A 20,014-nucleotide genomic window follows, 5' to 3' on the forward strand; every position below is an offset into this window, starting at 1 on the left:
GAAAGTCGATTAAGCTGTTATACAAGCGCTGGATATCATCTAATGATAAAGAAGATATACGGGCTAAATCTAATTGGTTCTTAAGTCATATTTTTTAAAGAAATCATATTCTTGCACTAGTTGTGGTAGTGATCTTATTTTTAGTTTTGTATACATGTTCGAACGATGAACTTCCACTGTTCTTGGTGATAAAGAGAGCTTTTCGGCTGCCTCTTTACTGGTGTTACCTTCAAGGATCATCTCCATTACCTCTTTTTCTCTATTTGATAGTTTACTAAACTTATCTTTTAAAGAAATATAGGTTCTGAATTGCTCAACCTCACTTTCATAGTGTAAAAAAGATTCTGACACAATATTAAGAAGCTCATTGACGTTTAAAGGGCGAGTTAAATATTCGAAAGCCCCTGCTTTAAATGCGTTACGGCAACTTTCTATCGATGCATCTCCCGAAATAATTATAACAGGAATGATATTCTTTAATTTGTTTAACTCTTTTACCAACGCAATTGATGGCGATGCACTACTTTTAGTGTTAATTATGATGCACTCTTTATGAGTCCCTTTAGTTGATGAAAAATAGTACTTTAAAAACGCCTGTTCATTTGAATAGGTTTTCACATTTGCCGCTAAAGAAGAAAGCACTGCTTTAAGTTGAACTTTAGTGCTGTCATCTTCGAAAGTGATCAGATGGATTATCGATTCCATATGTTGCTCCCAGTTTTATTCCTCTCTTAATCAAGAGTAAATGAGTAACGAAATTTGACTAATTTATAAATTTTCTGTGTAGAGTAGTATTCACGTAACGGAGCCATAATAAGGATATATTAAATAAAAAGGCATTAATTTTTTTCATTATATTATAGATAAAATATCAGAACTTTGTTTTGTTTCAATATTTCTATTTTATCGTTAAAGATATTTTTCTTCTATAAACGAAGTTCATATAACTGTTATTAATTGTAACTAAGTTTTTTATCGTAAGTGTTTTTAACTATATTAAACATCTAGTGTGAGTATAATTAATATTGATAATTGTTTTTTGATTAGTTTATTAACTAAAATAATTTGTCATACTTATATTTGTATGGTCTTGAGAATGTGGATTTCTCTCTTTACTTATTGTAAAATAGGGCATTATTTATAATTGCCTTACTTAACAACCCAATCGAGCCAATATTATGGCGTCACTGAAAGATGTTGCTCGACTTGCATCTGTTTCTTTGATGACAGTCTCAAGAGCGATTAATAACCCTGAGTTATTAAAACCAGATACGTTGAAACAAGTCCAACGTGCAATCGAAGAACTGAATTATGTGCCCGATTTTTCAGCGCGAAAAATTCGAGGTCAAGGGACTAAGGTCTCATCGATCGGTGTGCTTGGTATTGATACCGCAACGACCCCTTTTTCCGTGGAAATGATTTTATCCATCGAGCGTACCGCTCGTCAGTTTGGCTGGAGCTCATTTGTTGTAAACCTCACTGAACAAGAGGGGTATGATCAAGCCATTTGGCAACTGTTAGCTCAACGTCCAGATGGTATCATCTATACCACAATGGGATTGCGAGAAATCACGGTACATGAAAAGTTACGTGATAAAAATGTGGTACTTGCCAACTGCCTAGCTAAAGATCAAACTTTTCCAACCTATATTCCTGATGATTATCACGGACAATATTTTGCGATAAAACACGTGATTGAAAAAGGTTATCGGCATCCGTTATGTTTTTATCTACCCGAAGATACCGTTGCAGGTCCTATTCGCCGTAAAGCGGTCGAAGATGCTTGGCAAGATGCCGGCTTACCTTTGTCATCATTGCGTCAATACACGATGTTATTTGGCGATGAACATTACCGTGATGTGATTGGATTGTTACAACAACACTGTCGTCAGCAAAAAGCAGATTTTGATATTTTAATCTGTGGTAATGATCGTATCGCATTTTTAGCTTATCAAGTTTTACTGTCAATGGGATTACGTATCCCTGAGCAAGTGGCTGTATTAGGCTATGACAATATGATAGGAACGGGGGAGTTATTCTATCCGCCACTCACCACAGTACAGTTGCCACATTATGACTTAGGCAAAGAAGCAACATTACATATTATTCAAGAGCGTAATCATAATGAAACAGTACAAGTCCCCTGTCAGTTAATTGAACGAGAGTCTCTGTAACGAGACTCTCTTTTCCGTTAGAGAGTATAGAAACATCACAACGCTTAACTTATCGTTGATAGTGTCCAATATTCGCCAGCGATTAATGTGGCACTGCCATCTGTGGCAAATAGCGATAAATCGCGATCATTTTCATCTGCATAATAACGGCTACTAAAGGTCAGCTCTCCGTGATTGATAAAAACCTCTATTGATGAGCGATCAATAAATATACGTAAGTTAATTTCGCTCCCTACTGGTAACGGTGTACTACGTGAGCCACTGATATTATATTGTGGATAATGGCGGCGGATCACAAAGCGATTTGATTGATTATCAACAAATATCTCTAAACCTTTTCCTAGCCATAATCCAAATTTTTCCGCTTGACTATCTAATGACCAGGTTAAATTTAACTCAATAGCCGGTGTCTTATCGAGTAATTTAAGCGCTTGGTTATTGAGAGTGGTCATCTCTATCGTATTTCTTGTTTGCCTTAGACTTTCAACTTCTTTTATCGGGGTCATACGTAAACGGTTTGCCCTTTTATCAAAGTTAATTTCACGAGGAAGCGTGAAACAACCAGCCCAAAACTCCTGTTGTGAAGGCATAGGGGAGTTCCACATATCCATCCATCCCATAGAAACACGGCGACCATCAGCAGTAACAAAAGATTGTGGAGCATAATAGTCATGACCATTATCAAGCTCAGTAAAATGACCATGTATGATAAAAGGTTGTTTTGGTGACCACTGACCGATCAGTGCACCGGTTTGAAACAGATTACGGTATTGATAACCTTCAGCGCGTTTTCCTTGTGGTGAAAAAACAAGAGCAAATTCGTTATCATCACTGATAGGAAAAAAGTCAGGGCATTCCCACATGTAGACGTTTTTATCATCGGTTTTGCCTAATACCTTGTACTCCGAACGCCATTGTTTCCCTTCTTCAAATAGGGTGTCATTGGAGAAAAGTAACACTTGGCCTTGGTCTTTTTCATCGCGGGCACCGACTACCATCCACCATTTTCCTTCTTGAAACCAAACCTTCGGATCACGAAAGTGCATATATCCTTGTGGTGGTGGTAAAATAATGCCTTTCTTTTCAAAATGGATCCCATCTTCACTGACTGCCACACATTGTGCTTGGTAAATTTGGCTGTCATCGCCTTCTTCTGCTAACCAGTTATGGCCGGTATAAAAGAGGTATAATTTACCTTCATGACTTACCGCAGATCCGGAAAAACAACCACTTTTATCATACTCATTACCCGGAGCAAGGGCGATTGGCTGATGTTGCCAGTGGATCATATCTTTGCTGGTAGCATGTCCCCAATGCATCGGCCCCCAAAGTTCAGAAAAAGGATGATGTTGATAAAATGCATGATATAAGCCGTTATGATAAACAAGGCCATTAGGATCATTAAGCCATCCCGCAGGAGCGGCTAAATGGAATTGAGGATAAAATTGCTCTCCACGTTTTTTTTGTAAGGCATTTAGGGCAGTTGTCGATTGTTCTAAACGTTGCTTCATCTCATTATCCTGATTTTATCAGTTATTCTGTAAGCTATATGTCACCCTTATTAGCGATAACATTTAGGGTGAAAAAGCGTGTTGTTTGAATTTATCTTTATTATTGTACACCATTATGTTAACGTTATCAGGATGTTTTTTCGAGCAATATCTTTATTTTTTTAGTTATTAATACTGATAAAAATACAATATAGTGAATAAAAATAGTGGCTTATCTTCAGGAGAGATTATGAAAGTCTGGTCTTTAGGTGATGCGGTTGTTGACCTAATTCCACTGCAAAATATGCAATATGAAGCATGTGCTGGTGGAGCACCAGTGAATGTCGCTGCAGGTGTTGCAAAATTAGGACAGCAAAGTGGCTTTATTGGTCGGGTCGGTGAAGATGCATTCGGTCACTTTATGCAAAAAACCTTATTTGATCTCGGTGTAGACACCAGCACAATGGAATTTGATGAGTTACATCGTACCAGTACAGTCTTAGTTTCGTTGCAAGAAAATGGCGAACGAGATTTTACTTTTTTAGTTGCGGACTCTGCTGATCAATTTCTTACCAATAAATCACTGCCTGTATTTGAAAAAGACATTTTACATTTTTGTTCACTTGCTTTAGTTAACCCAATTTGTCGCTCGACGCTAGATAGTGCTATTAGTAAAGTAAAAAATAGCGACTCTTTATTGAGTTTCGATATTAATTTACGCCCCCAAATGTGGCGTGATCATGAAGAAATGCGTGCGATCATCGATGAATATGCTCATAAAGCAGATATTTTGAAATTATCTGAAGATGAGCTGACTTGGATGACTCAGGAAATTACCTTAGAAAATGCATTAAAAAAATTAGCTGATTATCCTGCTCGTTTAAAAGTGATCACCCAAGGCTCTAAAGGATGTTTAGTGTTGACGCCTACAACACAAGTTGCCTTGAGTGCCTTTACCGTCAATTGTGTTGATACCACAGGGGCAGGTGATGCCTTTATGTCTGGATTATTAGCCGCAGTTGCAGAATATGGTTTTGCTGATGATGAACAATATTTATTAAAAATTATTACGCAAGCCGCGGCCTGTGGCGCATTAGCAACCACTAAAAAGGGCGCTATTGCTGCAGCACCGAGCCGAAAAGTATTGCGTGAATTTGTCAGTAAACAACCGCCGTTACATGTACGAGATATTTTTTAATGAATTATTTGTTTATTTGCTTGTAAGTCCTATTTTCCCCTTTGCTCTGGTCTTTTTGTGATCTCTATAAATAAGGTTTATACAACTTTATTTATAGAGATTTTTTTTATGTTTAACTCAGTGGTTTATTTTGATAATCGCTTACTTTGATGCTGATAAGTAGCGGATATGATCATATTGTTTGATTCGTTTTCGGCGTATGATAGTAAGGTCTCTTTAACGCTATTGGTGGAAAGTCATATGTGGGCTCAGTCAGGTGTCTTATTAGCCATTTGCTCTTATATTTTATGGGGAATAACCCCTCTTTTTTATCGGCTATTACCCGGTGCTCAACCATTAGAGTTACTTGCACAACGTCTTATTTGGTCTATTCCCCTGTTATTACTGGTTCGATTATTTATTAAAAATAGAACTCGCTGGCGTGCTGTTCTCCAAGATAGACGCTCTATTTTTATGTGTTTATTTAGTTCATTAGCAATGGCAGTCTCTTGGTGCACCTTTACTTATGCACTTACGCATCAACAAGTCTTAGCCGCCAGTCTGGGGTATTTTATTAATCCACTTTTTTCTATTGTATTGGGCGTTATCTTTCTTAAAGAGAAATTAAATCCTGCTGAAAAATGGGCGGTAATATTAATTTGTGCAGGAGTGGGATATCAATTATGGATGTATGGTCAATTACCCATACTGGCACTCGTGATGGGAGGAGCATTTGCGATTTATGGACTCATTCGTAAATTTATTCGTTTTGATGTCATAACTTCATTATTTATTGAAACTTTGTGGCTAATTCCGGTCGCTATAGGGGCGATGATTTGGCTGATTATGCGAGATGAAAGTACGTTTTCTTCTGCAGACAATTTAACTCGTTTCTATTATATTTTAACCGCGCCAGTGACTATTCTCCCTTTACTGTTTTTTACCGCAGCAATCAAAAGAACTACCTTAACCGTTATTGGTTTAGCACAGTATATTGAACCGACAATGCAGTTTTTACTGGCCGTATTCCTATTCCATGAAGCATTTGATGCTGTGAAAGGAGTAAGTTTTTCATTGATTTGGTTAGGGCTATTGTGTTGTATTTTTGCGCTGATTAGAAAGCGCCTTAATGCCTTAAAAATTCATAAAGGTCAGCATAGCCAAAAAATATAAAGTATTTAAATTTTACTATGGCTATTTTTCTCTTTGTTAAATTCCGTTATGCTACCACTAAATACAAACGTTTGCGTAATGCGTATTATCTGACTGAGATAAGGATCGAAAATGACCATTTTGGGAACGGCTCTGACCACTAATGCCACAAAAGTGATGTTATTAGGTGCAGGCGAATTAGGTAAAGAGGTGATCATTGAATGCCAACGTCTTGGCATTGAGACTATTGCGGTTGATCGCAATGCATGTTGCTCATCGCCATTATGTCGTCAATATGCTTGATAGCGAGGCATTAAAACAGATTATAACTCAAGAAAAACCCGATTTTTTGGTGCCTGAAATTGAAGCTATTGCTACTTCATTATTAGTCGAATTAGAAAATAATGATCAAAAAGTTGTACCTTGTGCCCGTGCAGTAAAACTCACTATGGATAGGGAAGGAATACGCCGTCTCGCTGCAGAAACATTACACTTACTGACTTCTCCTTATCAATTTGTTGATGATGAAGCGGCTTTTAGAAAAGCGGCGGTTGAGATTGGTTTTCCTTGCATTGTAAAACCGGTGATGAGCTCATCTGGAAAAGGACAAAGTGTTATTCGTTCAGAGCAAGATCTCACTAGTGCATGGACTTATTCTCAAGAAGGGGGAAGAGCAGGGCAAGGGCGAGTGATTGTTGAAAAGATGATCCCGTTTGATTTTGAGATAACATTACTCACGATTCGTGCTGTTGATGGTATTCATTTTTGCGAGCCTATTGGTCATCGGCAAGAAAAAGGCGATTATCGTGCGTCATGGCAACCACAAAAAATGAGTGATATTGCCCTTGCCAAAGCACAACATATCGCTAGTAAAGTAGTGGAGAATTTGGGCGGTTATGGGTTATTTGGTGTGGAACTATTTATCCAAGGTGATGAGGTGTTTTTTAATGAAGTATCACCGCGTCCTCATGATACAGGGCTTGTTACCTTAATTTCACAAGATTTATCAGAATTTGCGCTCCATGTGCGTGCTTTTTTAGGCTATCCCATCGGTGGTATTCGCCAATTAGGTGCTTGTGCTTCCGCGGTGATTTTACCTGAGTTGTCTAGTACTAATATTGTCTATACGGGGTTAGAAAAAGCGCTTAAGGCAAATCGACAAATTCGTTTATTTGCTAAACCTGAAATCGCAGGACATCGTCGTTTAGGCGTGGTGCTTGCTCATGCCGATTCCATAAAACATGCTATTGAAGAGGCGAATTTAGGCGCACAAGCGATTTTAGCCGATGATGGTGATAACCATTTATCGCGGTGATCTAAATACCGCCAATGGCTTTATATCATGCTTGCCTTGGCGGTTATTTCTAGAGGTTATGTGATTGAATTTTCCTCTTTATATAGCGTTTGAGTATTTTTATTAATGTTATTAAGCTCTACTCCCTTGAAACTTGCTTAACTATCCCCACCTTTTAAGTCATATCGATTTTTTTCGCCAAATTAGGATAAATTGAGGTAAAAATGAGTATGAAAGATCAGGAAACGAGAGGATTTCAGTCTGAAGTTAAGCAACTTCTACAATTAATGATCCATTCTCTTTACTCTAATAAAGAAATTTTCCTTCGCGAATTGATTTCTAATGCATCGGATGCGGCGGATAAGTTACGTTTTCGTGCATTATCCGATGCAGCTCTTTATGAAAATGAGGGTGAACTTCATGTCCGCATTGCCACTGATAAAGAAAAAAGAACACTGACTATCAGTGATAACGGCATAGGTATGACCCGCGATGAAGTGATTGATAATTTAGGGACTATTGCGAAATCAGGGACTAAAGCATTTTTAGAGTCTATTGGACAAGACCAAGCGAAAGATAGCCAATTAATTGGTCAGTTTGGTGTCGGTTTTTATTCCGCATTTATTGTGGCAGACAAAGTGACGGTACGTACCCGTGCCGCGGGGCAACCTGCTGATAAAGGTGTTTTCTGGGAGTCACAAGGTGAAGGTGATTATACGGTTGCTGATATTGAAAAAGCGGATCGTGGTACCGAAATTACCCTGCATCTACGTGAAGGTGAAGACGAATATTTAGATGATTGGCGTCTGCGTAGTATTATCAGCAAATACTCTGATCATATTTCCCTACCTGTCGAAATAGAAACTAAAAATGAAGAAGACGGCACTGTTACATGGGAAAAAATAAATAAAGCTCAAGCGTTATGGACGCGTAATAAGTCAGAAATCAGTGATGATGAATATAAAGAATTTTATAAGCATCTTTCTCATGATTTTGCTGATCCGCTGTGCTGGGCACATAACCGGGTTGAAGGTAAACAAGAGTACACCAGCCTGCTGTATGTTCCTTCTAAAGCACCTTGGGATTTATGGAACCGTGAACATCAACATGGTTTAAAACTGTATGTACAGCGCGTCTTTATTATGGACGAAGCTGAACAGTTTATGCCTAACTATTTGCGTTTTATCCGCGGATTAGTCGATTCTAACGATTTACCGTTGAACGTTTCTCGTGAGATCTTACAAGATAGCTCTGTGACACGTAATTTACGTAGCGCATTAACTAAACGTGCATTACAAATGTTACAGAAACTGGCTGACAATAATCCTGAAGAGTATCAAACTTTCTGGAAAGAGTTCGGTTTAGTGTTAAAAGAAGGTCCTGCAGAAGATCACGCTAATATTGAAGCCATTGCTAAATTACTGCGCTTTGCTTCTACTCATAATGACAGCGATGCACAAACTGTTTCATTGGCAGATTACGTGAGTCGTATGGTTGAAGGTCAGGATAAAATCTATTATATCACTGCTGATAGCTATGCTGCGGCCAAAAATAGCCCTCATCTAGAATTATTCCGTAAAAAAGGTATTGAAGTTCTACTGCTATCCGATCGTATTGATGAGTGGATGATGAACTATCTCACTGAGTTCGATGGTAAATCATTCCAATCTGTAAGCAAAGCAGATGAATCTTTAGATAAACTGGCTGATGAAGAGAAACAAGCGCAGCAGGAGGAGACAGATAAACAACTGGCGCCTTTTGTTGAGCGTGTAAAAACCTTACTAGGTGATAAAGTTAAAGAGGTGAAATTAACTCATCGTTTAACAGACACGCCTGCTATTGTTACTACTGGTGCGGATGAAATGAGTACGCAAATGGCAAAACTTTTTGCGGCTGCAGGTCAACAAGTACCCGAAGTTAAATACAACTTTGAGTTAAACCCTAACCATCCATTAGTCAAACAAACGGCTGAGTTGACTGATGAAACACAGTTCGCGGATTGGATCAATTTATTACTCGATCAAGCGCTATTTGCTGAAAGAGGAACTTTAGAAGATCCAAACCAGTTTATTCGTTTAGTGAATCAACTATTAGCTAAAAACGCGTAACCATATTCGTTTTCAATCATTTAAACCACGTTCTTTGCGCAAGAGAGCGTGGTTTTTTTCTTTTGCGATAAAAATAAAGTGCAATCGATAACGTGATTTCTTGAGCGATGACCTCACAAAATGGTATGGTAATGCGTTTTCGAGTTTAACTATAAAAAATTAAATGCAAGGGGATTTACGCGATGCGTATCATTCTACTAGGCGCTCCAGGCGCTGGTAAAGGCACTCAGGCTCAATTCATTAAAGAAAACTATGGTATCCCACAGATTTCAACTGGTGATATGTTACGTGCTGCGGTTAGCGCAGGTACGGAATTAGGACTGAAAGCAAAAGCATTGATGGATAACGGTCAATTAGTGACTGATGAATTAGTAATAGCATTAGTGAAAGAGCGTATCAAACAAGACGATTGCCGTAATGGTTTCTTGTTGGATGGGTTCCCAAGAACAATTCCACAAGCTGATGCAATGAAAGAAGCGGGTATCAATGTTGATTTCGTACTGGAATTTGCTGTACCTGATGAAATTATTGTTGAACGTATTGTTGGCCGTCGAGTGCATGCGCCATCAGGTCGTGTTTATCACATTAAATTTAATCCACCTAAAGTTGAAAACCGTGACGATGTGACAGGTGAAGAGTTAACAACTCGTAAAGATGACCAAGAAGAAACAGTGCGTAAACGTTTAGTCGAATATCATTCTCAAACAGCACCTTTAGTTTCTTATTACCAAAATGAAGCTAAAGCGGGTAACGCGCAGTACCACAAAATTGATGGTACACAGAAAGTAAGCGAAATTAATGCTGAACTGAAAAACATCCTCGGTTAATCTATAGCACCGAAGAGCAATCCCGGTTAGACCGGGATTTTTTTTACAAAATATTTATAAAAAGAATACAATCCGATTAATTGACAAACAGAGTTCACTATTTTCCTTTACTCTTTTACTTTTGGTTATGTTAATAAAACAGCTCTAAGGAGTCTTGGTATGAATGATGCTAAATACGGCGTTCTTTTGGTCAATCTTGGCACCCCTGATGCACCTCAACCAGATGCAGTGAAGCGCTATTTAGCTCAGTTTCTTAGCGATCCTCGCGTTGTTGATGTTTCCCCGTGGATTTGGAAACCCATTCTTCATGGGGTTATTTTGCCATTTCGCTCACCTAAAGTAGCCAAATTATACCAACAAATTTGGTTGCCAGACGGCTCTCCTCTTTTAGTCTATAGCCGTGCACAGCAAAAAGCGTTAGCACAACGTTTTGCGCATATACCTGTTGAATTAGGTATGTGTTACGGCAATCCTTCCCTCAACGAAGGACTGACGCGATTATTGGCACAGGGCGTTGAAAAGCTAATTGTATTACCTCTTTATCCACAATACTCTTGTTCGACATCGGGGGCGGTATTTGATGGTATTAGCCAACTGTTTAAAACGATGCGAACTATTCCTTCACTGCATTTTGTTCGTAGTTATGCTCAACATCCACTTTATATTAAAGCGCTGGTAAATAGCATTGACGAGAGTTTCAAGCAACATGGTAAGCCGGATCGTTTAGTACTTTCATTTCATGGCATTCCAGAACGATTTATTAAAACTGGGGATATCTATTTTGATGAATGTTGCCTTACAGTAGAAAAATTAAAACAGCAACTTGATTATCCAGCAGAAAAAGTGATGATGACTTTCCAGTCACGTTTTGGCCGTGAGCCTTGGTTATCACCTTATACTGATAAAACGATGGAAAAACTGGGTAGTGAAGGGGTTGAACATGTACAGGTTATTTGTCCCGGATTTTCATCAGACTGTTTAGAAACATTAGAAGAAATTAATGAACAAAATCGTGAGTTCTTTATACATGGTGGTGGAAAACAGTATGAATACATTCCTGCTTTGAATGATAAAGTTGAGCATATTGACTTACTTGAAGCTATAATCCGCGACATATGTGAAAAATAATAGATAAGCTCACTAAATACGATTATCGGATTAGGTGATATATTCATTTGATCATATTTCAGTTATATATAAACTTATCTTTTCTCATTTTTTAACCATTTTAGTCTTGTGCACTAAAATGGCTGATAAACGGACGCTGCATTACACAAATTTAGGCAGGAAAATGAATAGTAAGCTTTCAAAACCACAATCTTCAGAAGTTGATAAAGGGCATTTCGACGATTTTTATCTAAAACAGAACGATGAAATCGATCTGTTTGAGTTATTCTCTGTTCTTTATAAATCAAAATTTGTCATTATTGGGATCACACTTTTATTTGCTATCGTAGGTTTTACTGTTGCGAGCTTTCTGCCCCAGAAATGGACAAGCCAAGCTGCTATTACAAAACCAATGTTAGATGAGATGAAGCAGTTAAGAGCTACCTTAAATGATTTAAGCTTGGTTGATGTTGATACTGGCGTAAATGCTTCTTCTGTTTACCAAAAATTTATCAATAACTACAATTCACGTGTATTACGTGAAGAATATTTAGTCAATACGGATTACTATAAAAACTTATTGGCTAAGATGGACGATCCTACGCCATTGGATAAACGTAAATTAATCGAAACTATTGTTACTAAAGATATTAATTTAAAAGCGTCAGACAGTAAAAATAGTGATGAAGAATTTAGTGGCGAAATTAACTTAAGCTTTACTGCGCCAACCTCTGAAGAAGCTTACGATTTACTATCAGGTTATATTCGCTTTATTTCTACTAAAGTACGGGTAGAAGTGAAAGACGAAATTGATGATCAAATTGAGCGTAAATTAAATCATGCGCAAAAAGCGTATCAAATGGATTTAGAACGTATTGCTAATGCGCGTAATGTTAATGTTCAGCGCTTAAAATATGCACTAGAAATTGCCAATGCTGCGGGAGTTAAAAAACCTATTTCTAGTGAAGGTGCGCAAATTAAAGATGATCCTGATTACTCCATTGCCATGGGGGCTGATGCACTTAGTAGCAAATTAGCGATAACAGAAGCGATTACTGATCCCACAACGGTCAGTTCTGAATTAAAAAACCGCTTATATAATATCCAGCAGTTAGAACAAATAAAATTGGGTGATCTGCAATTTGTACCTTTCAAATATATGCTAAAACCTTATGAACCAACTAAGAAAGATGCGCCTAAACGTGCATTAATCTTAGTCGGTGCCGCATTTGTTGGTTTTATCCTTTCTGTAATGGGTGTTTTACTGGGCTATATGGCAAGAAATCGCCGTAAAACAGCGTAAATATCCACAAATAAAAGTAGGTGTACAGACGTACACCTACTGTCTCTCCACTAATATTGTGTTAACATTGCGCATCTTTTTTAGCTTGTAGCATCGTTCACAATGAAATTCCCTGGCAAAAGAAAATCCAAACACTATTTTCCCGTTAGTTTACGAGATCCATTATTAAAACCTATCATCAATATGGCTGAGAGCGAATCTTCTCGGGCTTATATTGTTGGCATCGACCAAACATTAGTTGATATTGAAGCTAAGGTAGATGAAGCGTTTATCAATCGCTATAACTTGAGTCAGGGACACTCTCTGGTTATTGAAGATGATGTAGCGGAAGCCCTTTATCGCGAATTAACGGTTAATAATCTTATTACCCATGAATTTGCGGGTGGCACTATTGGTAACACACTACATAACTACTCCGTATTAGCGGATGATCGTTCTGTTTTATTGGGGACTATGTGCAACAATATTCAGATTGGTAGTTATGCTTATCGCTACTTATGTAATACCTCAAGCCGTACTGATTTAAACTATTTACAAGGTGTTGATGGTGCAATAGGGCGTTGCTTTACCCTCATTACTGAAAATGGTGAACGTACTTTTGCTATCAGTCCTGGCCAAATGAATCAGCTTCAGCCCGAAAGTATTCCTGAGGATGTGATTGCAGATGCATCGGCATTAGTTTTAACTGCTTATCTCGTCCGTTGCAAACCGGGAGAGCCAATGCCGTTGGCAACTATGAAAGCGATAGAATATGCCAAAAAGCATGATGTACCGGTTGTCTTAACGTTGGGTACTAAATACGTGATTGCCGACGATCCTCAGTGGTGGAGAGATTTCTTAAAAGAGCATGTCTCTGTAGTGGCAATGAATGAAGATGAAGCCTTAGAGCTAACAGGTCATGCTGATCCATTGTTAGCATCAGATGCGGCTTTAGAGTGGGTTGATTTAGTCTTATGTACCGCAGGCCCTGCAGGATTGTATATGGCAGGCTTTACAGAGAGTGATTTTAAACGCCAAACCACTCATCCGTTACTTCCTGGTGCAATTGCTGAATTTAATCGTTACGAGTTTAGTCGTGCTATGCGTTTTAAAGATTGCCAAACGCCGGAAAAAGTCTATTCGCATATAGAGCCTTATATGGGAGGGCCGGAAAAAATCATGAATACCAATGGTGCTGGCGATGCGGCATTATCTGCACTATTACATGATATTACGGCAAATAGTTATCATCGCATTAATGTACCTAATTCGAGTAAACACCCACGTAGTTATTTGACTTACTCTTCATTGGCGCAAGTGTGTAAATATGCTAACCGTGTAAGCTATCAAGTATTAAGCCAACACTCACCACGTTTGACTCGCGGTTTGCCGGAGAAAGAAGATAGCTTAGAAGAAGCTTACTGGGAACGTTAAGTTAAGTCGTCGCGCTCTTTTTTTGTGAAAGAGAGAAAATAAAAAGCAACACGCGATAAAGGTGTTGCTTTTTTAGTTTGTTAATCCTTTATTTTAAACATAAATCTCTATTATTGCGCTGCATTGGGCGCAATAATTTGTTGACCCTCTTCAGGTGTGTCATCAATGGCACAACCAAACTCGACTTCTTTTATTAGCATCTCAGCCATTGCAGAGGCGGTCTGATCTTCATCGATAACCACATGGTTTGCCCCTTTCTCAAGAATAAAGGAAGCTTCTTCATCATAGTTAGCACGAACAATAATATCGTCAAAATGAGCACGAACGATAATATTGAGATCAGGATTCATTTTTCTTGCCGTTTCTGCGATATCTGCCGCTTCATAACCGTTAGGAATGGTCAGTAGTAGCGATTTAGCACAATCAACACGCGCTAATGCCAGTGATTCTTTGGTCATAGCATTACCGAGCACGGCGTTTAAGCCTTTTTCTTTTAACTCAGCAAATTTATTACGGCTATTTTCAATAATGACCAATGGGATAGCTTGCGGTTGTAGCTTTTCAGCTAGCATACTACCTGCACGACCATAACCGACGATAATCGCATGCCCACAAATATCGACAGGCACTGGCATCTCTTCTTCCATCTCTTCTTGTTGAAGTTGCTCTTGCTCTTCTTTGGTTTCTGTTTTTGCTAGATAACGGTCTAACAAAGAGAAGAGAACAGGATTAAGCATTATAGAAACTAAGGCGCCCGCAAGAACCAAGTTACGTGCATCTGGCTCTAAAACATTTAGTGCAACCCCCATTCCCGCTAAAATAAAGGCAAATTCACCAATTTGCGCAAGACTGGCTGAAATGGTTAATGCGGTTCTGCGTGAATGCCCAAACATACGAACGAGCACTAGGGCTGCTAAGGATTTACCTATAATAATGATCGCAAGTGTGGCTAAAATGCCTAGAGGATGCTCAATTAATACCATAGGATCAAATAGCATGCCGACAGAGACAAAGAACAGAACGGCGAAGGCATCACGTAGAGGTAAAGTATCTTGTGCTGCTCGGTGGCTGAGATCAGACTCATTAAGTACCATTCCGGCAAAGAAAGCGCCTAATGCGAAAGAAGCATCAAATAGCGTCACTGCTGCGTAAGCGATACCTAAAGCTAGTGCTAACACACATAGGGTAAAAAGCTCACGAGAGCCAGTGGCAGCCGTTTTAGCTAAGATCCACGGAATAAGCTTACGACCGACAATCATCATAATTAAAATAAAGGCAACCACTTTACCAATAGTGATACCTAAGTTAATTAATAACTGTGAAATACTTGTTTGGTCACTACTTTCAAGCATATTGGCAATAGCAGGTAGTAATACTAAGGCTAATACCATAGCGAGATCTTCGACAATTAACCAACCAATAGCGATTTGACCGCGCTGGCTATCAATTAAACCTCTTTCTTCGAGTGCGCGTAACAATACCACAGTACTTGCCGTTGAAAGGCATAATCCAAAGACAATGCCACTAAATAGACCCCAGCCAAAGAAAGTGGATAACCCTAACCCTAATAAGGTGGCAACGGTAATCTGTGCTATGGCACCGGGGATCGCGATAGCTTTTACAGCCATTAGATCTTTTAAAGAAAAATGTAAACCTACGCCAAACATCAGTAAGATAACACCGATTTCAGCAAGCTCAGGCGCCAAAGAGGTATCAGCAACAAAGCCGGGGGTAAATGGGCCAGCGAGCACACCCGCAGCAAGATATCCTACTAAAGGTGAGATTTTTAGCCGTTGAGCAATCATGCCTAAGATGTAAGCAAGTGCTAATCCACCAACAATGGTGGTAATGAGGGGGGTTGAATGCGGCATCAATTCTCCTTCTTGTTATTAAACTACATGTATCGGGGGGCGAGTGGTACAGCTGGGTATTAGTTTAACGTATCTAAGCGCTAAATTCGCTAAAATTTATTGAATTTTTATAAAAATAGCAATTTGATTTAGTTTTATAATGTAACTGAGTGTTTCTGTGTTATTTTTGGTAGTTATTCTTTGTATAAGCTTGATATAGAGTATTTAGATTGGTTGTGAGTTGTAAAAATAAATACAACTTATTTAGCTTTATTGGTCATAATCTGGTGAAGAAAAAGCATGGAAATAATCAATAAAGATAGATAAGTGTCATTAGGCTCAACATGTTCAATGTTTTTTAAATTAGAGAGCAATCGCTAAGACGAGTATCCCTCATATTGACCCAAGTAAAACTCAGATAAAATAAAAAATGCTAACTATGGTTATTTCAGTAGTGAATAACTATTGAGCACCATGCTACACAGTAGAAAATGCTGTGATTAACATAGTATCAATAAGCAGACTTTGTTTTTGCGATAGGGGAACGGGTAACATTGTCCCCGAGATGTTCATAACTGAAATTTATTTTTTAAGTTAAATTATAGTCGTTCTTACCTATAATGGAGTAAAAATAGCCAAAAATTTGTTATCACAACTTAATGTATGCTTTTTTGTTAATAAGTTATTGCTATTGTTATTAGTGTCGTCCATATCTATTTTACGTCAAGTCCATTTATAGCAAATAGAGTTTGACTGATGTCTCAAAAAAACTATTGGAACAATGAAATAATAATAAAAATATATAACCTACGTCATAAAACACAGTAAAACTATTTACTTCTTTCTGCTTTTTCTACTGTGAATACAGGGCAGAGCCTTCTCAATAAATAATATACATGGGGATAGACCATGAGCTTATCGTTTAAATTATCTGCATGCGCACTGACAGTGACTTTAGCAATGGCGCCTGTGATGTCTCAGGCATGGGAAAAAGATAAAACTTACCAAATTACCATCCTACATACTAATGATCATCACGGTCACTTTTGGCACAATGATCATGGCGAGTACGGTTTAGCTGCTCAAAAAACCGTCGTTGACAATATTCGTGATGAAGTCGCTAAAAATGGCGGTAGCGTATTGCTTCTGTCTGGAGGTGATATTAATACGGGGGTTCCTGAATCTGATTTACAAGATGCAGAGCCTGATTTTAAAGGGATGAATCTTGTGGGTTATGACGCTATGGCGCTGGGTAATCATGAGTTTGATAATCCACTCGAAGTGCTGCGCCAACAAGAAAAATGGGCTACTTTCCCTTTCCTTTCTGCGAATATTTATCAAAAAAGTACCGGTGAACGTTTATTTAAACCTTATACTATTTTTGATAAACAAGGAGTGAAAATCGCGGTATTAGGTTTAACTACCGATGATACTGTGCGTATTGGTAATCCTGCTAACTTCCCTGATACTGAGTTCCGTAAACCGGCAGATGAAGCGAAAAAAGTCGTTGAAGAATTACGTATCACAGAAAAACCCGATATTATTATCGCTGCTACCCATATGGGGCATTATGACGATGGTAATCATGGCTCTAATGCACCGGGTGATGTTGAAATGGCGCGTGCTTTGCCGAAAGGCTATTTAGATATGATTGTTGGTGGACACTCACAAGATCCGGTGTGTATGTCTCAAGAGAATAAAAACTACAAACAAGCAGATTATGTTCCCGGCACGCCTTGCGCTCCAGATAATCAAAATGGCACATGGATTGTTCAAGCCCATGAATGGGGTAAATATGTAGGTCGCGCTGATTTTGAGTTCCGTAATGGTGAGTTCACATTAAAACACTATCAGTTAATTCCAATTAACTTAAATAAGAAAGTGAAAAAAGAAGATGGAACCACTGAGCGAGTTTACTACACAGAGGAGATCCCTCATAACCCTGAAATGATGAAATTACTGACCCCTTATCAAGAGAAAGGTGGTGAGCAATTGAATGTGAAAGTCGGGGAAGTTGTTGGTAAATTAGAAGGCGATCGTAGCAAAGTTCGTTTTGAACAAACGAATATGGCGCGTTTACTGTTATCCGCTCAGGCGGAGCGTGCAAATGCTGATTTTGCCATTATGAGTGGTGGTGGTGTACGTGATTCGATTGAATCTGGCGATATTACTTATAAAGATGTATTAAAAGTACAACCCTTTGCTAACGAACTCGTCTATGTTGATTTCAAAGGTGAAGAAGTTGAACCTTACCTATCCGCAGTTGCTTGCATGAAAGTAGATTCAGGCGCTTATGCACAATTTTACAATGTAAGTTTAACCGTAGATGCAGATTGTAAAGTGAGTGATGTAAAAATTGCGGGCAAACCATTAGATAAAACTAAAAATTATCGTATGGCGACATTAAACTTTAACGGTATTGGTGGTGATGGTTATCCTAAGATTGATTCACACCCAGGATATGTAAATACCGGCTTTGTTGATGCAGAAGTGCTAAAAGGTTATATCGAAAAACATTCACCACTAAAAGCGGCTGATTTTGAACCGCAAGGCGAGATTGTGTATAAAAAATAGTAATTATTGAAAATATACAATAGATAATTCCCAAAAGGCGGCAGGATGTCGCCTTTTGTTATTTAATTTCTTATTGGCAGCTTGGTTGATATAAAAGCCTAAAATAAGCAATCAGTTACTCTTAATCTTCTTTACGGATCAAGGCAAATTGTGCACCTAATACTGAACATAAATCTTCAGCCGTTAGTTCAATATCCAGCCCTCGCTTACCTCCTGAGACATAGATAGTGTCAAACTTAAGTGCTTGCTCATCAATCACCGTGGGAAGGCGCTTTTTTTGTCCTAATGGGCTTATACCGCCGACTAAATAACCTGTTACTTTTTGTGCTATTTGTGGATTGGCCATTTCTGCTTTTTTAGCTTTAAGGCATTTGGCGACTCGTTTTAAGTCAAGTTGACTTGATACTGGTGTTACCGCAACGGCTAGGTTTTTAGCATCACCATTTAACGCAACGAGAAGCGTTTTAAACACTTGACGGTTATCTAGTCCTAACTTTTCAACGGCTTCATCACCAAAGTTATGTACATTCGCATCATGTTCATAAGGGTGAAGAGTAAATTTAATTTTTTGTTTTTCCAGTAAATTCACTGCGGGAGTCATAATTATTCCTACTCAATAAGGTGAGAGCAATGGTGAACGTGATCTTGTTATGCTTGATAAGTTAATCGATCAACTAAATTATCTTCACCAAATAAGTGAAGAGCACCGACGGTGACAACATAGTGGCCTGCTGGAAGATTAGAAAGCGTTGTTGCCCAGACTTGATTGCGCTTTTCCATTAAAATATCAAATACCGCTTTGCTAAAAGTATTTGGCAAAGGAGAAGGGTGCTTTTCACTGGTATAATTTAACCACCAATTGATCATAATTTGCAATGCCCGGGCGTTTTCATGCCAATTTTTTAGCGTATCTTCGAGTAATTGTGCACCATCTTGTGGAAAATCTAATAATAATGCGACCTGACGCTCAATACCTTCTAGCTCTATAATCGCTTTTTGTTGTTTATTGGCTTGTTGGATAACTTGATAATCAATGCCGTGTTGTGGTTGTAATCCAAGTTGCATCGCTTGGGTTGATTGTAATATCAGCGCGATTTGCCACAGTGGTTTATCATCAATTTGGTAATGTGGAATAGAAAGAAGATCACAATGGCTGATGATAGTTGCAAGTTGTGCTTCATTTACTCGCTTTTCTAATGGCTCTCGCAATAACGATAGTTGATCAAAGGGCTGAGTTTCGGTTGAAATATCCGCTTCGACAATAACCGCATCCGCTGTTGCTATTTTATTAATCAGCACATTGGATAATGGTGACATCGTTGGCACGCCCATATGGATACTACCAACAAGATGTAAAGAGACATGATTAGGGAGTGAAATATCAATAGCAGGATAGGGGTAATAAGATGTTTTCTGTATGCCGATCCATTGCTTGATTTTCTGTATTATATCCTTCATTTGATACGCTCCTCATGGGATAAACCACAAGGTTGTAGCATAACGGATTTTGTATTGAATAAAACAAGGAAAACTGAGTTTTACTTA

Annotated in this window: 14 protein-coding genes and 1 pseudogene; 10 read left to right on the forward strand and 5 right to left on the reverse strand. The window is 38.5% G+C overall.

Features of this window, described 5'->3' with window-relative positions; translation table 11 throughout:
* Window positions 1-69: 69 nt before the first annotated feature.
* Window positions 70-705, reverse strand: coding sequence for a response regulator transcription factor (locus tag GWI58_RS07775; protein WP_094959895.1), 636 nt, complete (start codon window positions 703-705; stop codon window positions 70-72).
* A gap of 473 nt (window positions 706-1,178) precedes the next feature.
* On the opposite strand from GWI58_RS07775, the gene GWI58_RS07780 reads away from it, so the two are divergent.
* Window positions 1,179-2,174 (forward strand): LacI family DNA-binding transcriptional regulator, encoded by a 996-nt coding sequence (locus GWI58_RS07780; protein WP_046334471.1) that lies wholly within the window; start codon window positions 1,179-1,181, stop codon window positions 2,172-2,174.
* Between the two features lie 44 nt (window positions 2,175-2,218).
* Here GWI58_RS07780 and GWI58_RS07785 read toward each other — a convergent pair whose 3' ends face one another.
* Window positions 2,219-3,685 (reverse strand): glycoside hydrolase family 32 protein, encoded by a 1,467-nt coding sequence (locus tag GWI58_RS07785; RefSeq protein WP_161769059.1) that lies wholly within the window; start codon window positions 3,683-3,685, stop codon window positions 2,219-2,221.
* 229 nt (window positions 3,686-3,914) lie between these two features.
* Between GWI58_RS07785 and GWI58_RS07790 the strand changes: the two genes are divergently transcribed.
* The 8 genes and pseudogenes from GWI58_RS07790 to GWI58_RS07825 all read left to right on the forward strand — a co-directional run bounded on the left by GWI58_RS07790 (window position 3,915) and on the right by GWI58_RS07825 (window position 14,045).
* Complete coding sequence (locus GWI58_RS07790; RefSeq protein ID WP_004244286.1) at window positions 3,915-4,862, forward strand: aminoimidazole riboside kinase; 948 nt, start codon at window positions 3,915-3,917, stop codon at window positions 4,860-4,862.
* Window positions 4,863-5,102: 240 nt separating this feature from the next.
* Complete coding sequence (gene rarD, locus GWI58_RS07795) at window positions 5,103-6,014, forward strand: EamA family transporter RarD (RefSeq protein ID WP_049219564.1); 912 nt, start codon at window positions 5,103-5,105, stop codon at window positions 6,012-6,014.
* A gap of 111 nt (window positions 6,015-6,125) precedes the next feature.
* Window positions 6,126-7,308: pseudogene (gene purT, locus GWI58_RS07800) on the forward strand (formate-dependent phosphoribosylglycinamide formyltransferase).
* Window positions 7,309-7,511: 203 nt separating this feature from the next.
* Window positions 7,512-9,395 (forward strand): molecular chaperone HtpG, encoded by a 1,884-nt coding sequence (gene htpG, locus GWI58_RS07805; RefSeq protein ID WP_004244279.1) that lies wholly within the window; start codon window positions 7,512-7,514, stop codon window positions 9,393-9,395.
* A gap of 182 nt (window positions 9,396-9,577) precedes the next feature.
* Window positions 9,578-10,222: an adenylate kinase gene (gene adk / locus GWI58_RS07810; protein WP_036895518.1), complete on the forward strand. Its 645-nt coding sequence runs from the start codon at window positions 9,578-9,580 to the stop codon at window positions 10,220-10,222.
* 159 nt (window positions 10,223-10,381) lie between these two features.
* Window positions 10,382-11,350, forward strand: coding sequence for a ferrochelatase (gene hemH, locus GWI58_RS07815; protein WP_004244277.1), 969 nt, complete (start codon window positions 10,382-10,384; stop codon window positions 11,348-11,350).
* Between the two features lie 163 nt (window positions 11,351-11,513).
* Complete coding sequence (gene wzz(fepE) / locus GWI58_RS07820; protein ID WP_004248652.1) at window positions 11,514-12,632, forward strand: LPS O-antigen length regulator Wzz(fepE); 1,119 nt, start codon at window positions 11,514-11,516, stop codon at window positions 12,630-12,632.
* A gap of 102 nt (window positions 12,633-12,734) precedes the next feature.
* Window positions 12,735-14,045: an inosine/guanosine kinase gene (locus GWI58_RS07825; protein ID WP_094959891.1), complete on the forward strand. Its 1,311-nt coding sequence runs from the start codon at window positions 12,735-12,737 to the stop codon at window positions 14,043-14,045.
* Between the two features lie 110 nt (window positions 14,046-14,155).
* Here GWI58_RS07825 and ybaL read toward each other — a convergent pair whose 3' ends face one another.
* Entirely contained in the window at window positions 14,156-15,916 is a 1,761-nt protein-coding gene (gene ybaL, locus GWI58_RS07830; RefSeq protein ID WP_161769060.1) for a YbaL family putative K(+) efflux transporter, read from the reverse strand.
* A gap of 888 nt (window positions 15,917-16,804) precedes the next feature.
* On the opposite strand from ybaL, the gene ushA reads away from it, so the two are divergent.
* Window positions 16,805-18,469: a bifunctional UDP-sugar hydrolase/5'-nucleotidase UshA gene (gene ushA / locus GWI58_RS07835; protein WP_036895513.1), complete on the forward strand. Its 1,665-nt coding sequence runs from the start codon at window positions 16,805-16,807 to the stop codon at window positions 18,467-18,469.
* A gap of 121 nt (window positions 18,470-18,590) precedes the next feature.
* Here ushA and ybaK read toward each other — a convergent pair whose 3' ends face one another.
* Window positions 18,591-19,070 (reverse strand): Cys-tRNA(Pro)/Cys-tRNA(Cys) deacylase YbaK, encoded by a 480-nt coding sequence (gene ybaK / locus GWI58_RS07840; protein WP_036895511.1) that lies wholly within the window; start codon window positions 19,068-19,070, stop codon window positions 18,591-18,593.
* A gap of 47 nt (window positions 19,071-19,117) precedes the next feature.
* Window positions 19,118-19,927, reverse strand: coding sequence for a TraB/GumN family protein (locus tag GWI58_RS07845; protein ID WP_036895510.1), 810 nt, complete (start codon window positions 19,925-19,927; stop codon window positions 19,118-19,120).
* Window positions 19,928-20,014 lie beyond the last annotated feature (87 nt).

Origin of the sequence: Proteus sp. G2674 (assembly GCF_009915195.1) — a bacterium.
Lineage (GTDB): Bacteria > Pseudomonadota > Gammaproteobacteria > Enterobacterales > Enterobacteriaceae > Proteus > Proteus mirabilis.

Excerpts from the sequence above, each read along its gene's own strand:
- GWI58_RS07785 (WP_161769059.1), bottom strand. The coding sequence starts at position 3,685 with ATGAAGCAACGTTTAGAACAATCGACAACTGCCCTAAATGCCTTACAA.
- ybaK (WP_036895511.1), bottom strand. The coding sequence starts at position 19,070 with ATGACTCCCGCAGTGAATTTACTGGAAAAACAAAAAATTAAATTTACT.
- rarD (WP_049219564.1), top strand. The coding sequence starts at position 5,103 with ATGTGGGCTCAGTCAGGTGTCTTATTAGCCATTTGCTCTTATATTTTA.
- GWI58_RS07825 (WP_094959891.1), top strand. The coding sequence starts at position 12,735 with ATGAAATTCCCTGGCAAAAGAAAATCCAAACACTATTTTCCCGTTAGT.
- GWI58_RS07775 (WP_094959895.1), bottom strand. The coding sequence starts at position 705 with ATGGAATCGATAATCCATCTGATCACTTTCGAAGATGACAGCACTAAA.
- ybaL (WP_161769060.1), bottom strand. The coding sequence starts at position 15,916 with ATGCCGCATTCAACCCCCCTCATTACCACCATTGTTGGTGGATTAGCA.
- adk (WP_036895518.1), top strand. The coding sequence starts at position 9,578 with ATGCGTATCATTCTACTAGGCGCTCCAGGCGCTGGTAAAGGCACTCAG.
- GWI58_RS07790 (WP_004244286.1), top strand. The coding sequence starts at position 3,915 with ATGAAAGTCTGGTCTTTAGGTGATGCGGTTGTTGACCTAATTCCACTG.
- GWI58_RS07845 (WP_036895510.1), bottom strand. The coding sequence starts at position 19,927 with ATGAAGGATATAATACAGAAAATCAAGCAATGGATCGGCATACAGAAA.
- htpG (WP_004244279.1), top strand. The coding sequence starts at position 7,512 with ATGAGTATGAAAGATCAGGAAACGAGAGGATTTCAGTCTGAAGTTAAG.
- GWI58_RS07780 (WP_046334471.1), top strand. The coding sequence starts at position 1,179 with ATGGCGTCACTGAAAGATGTTGCTCGACTTGCATCTGTTTCTTTGATG.
- ushA (WP_036895513.1), top strand. The coding sequence starts at position 16,805 with ATGAGCTTATCGTTTAAATTATCTGCATGCGCACTGACAGTGACTTTA.
- hemH (WP_004244277.1), top strand. The coding sequence starts at position 10,382 with ATGAATGATGCTAAATACGGCGTTCTTTTGGTCAATCTTGGCACCCCT.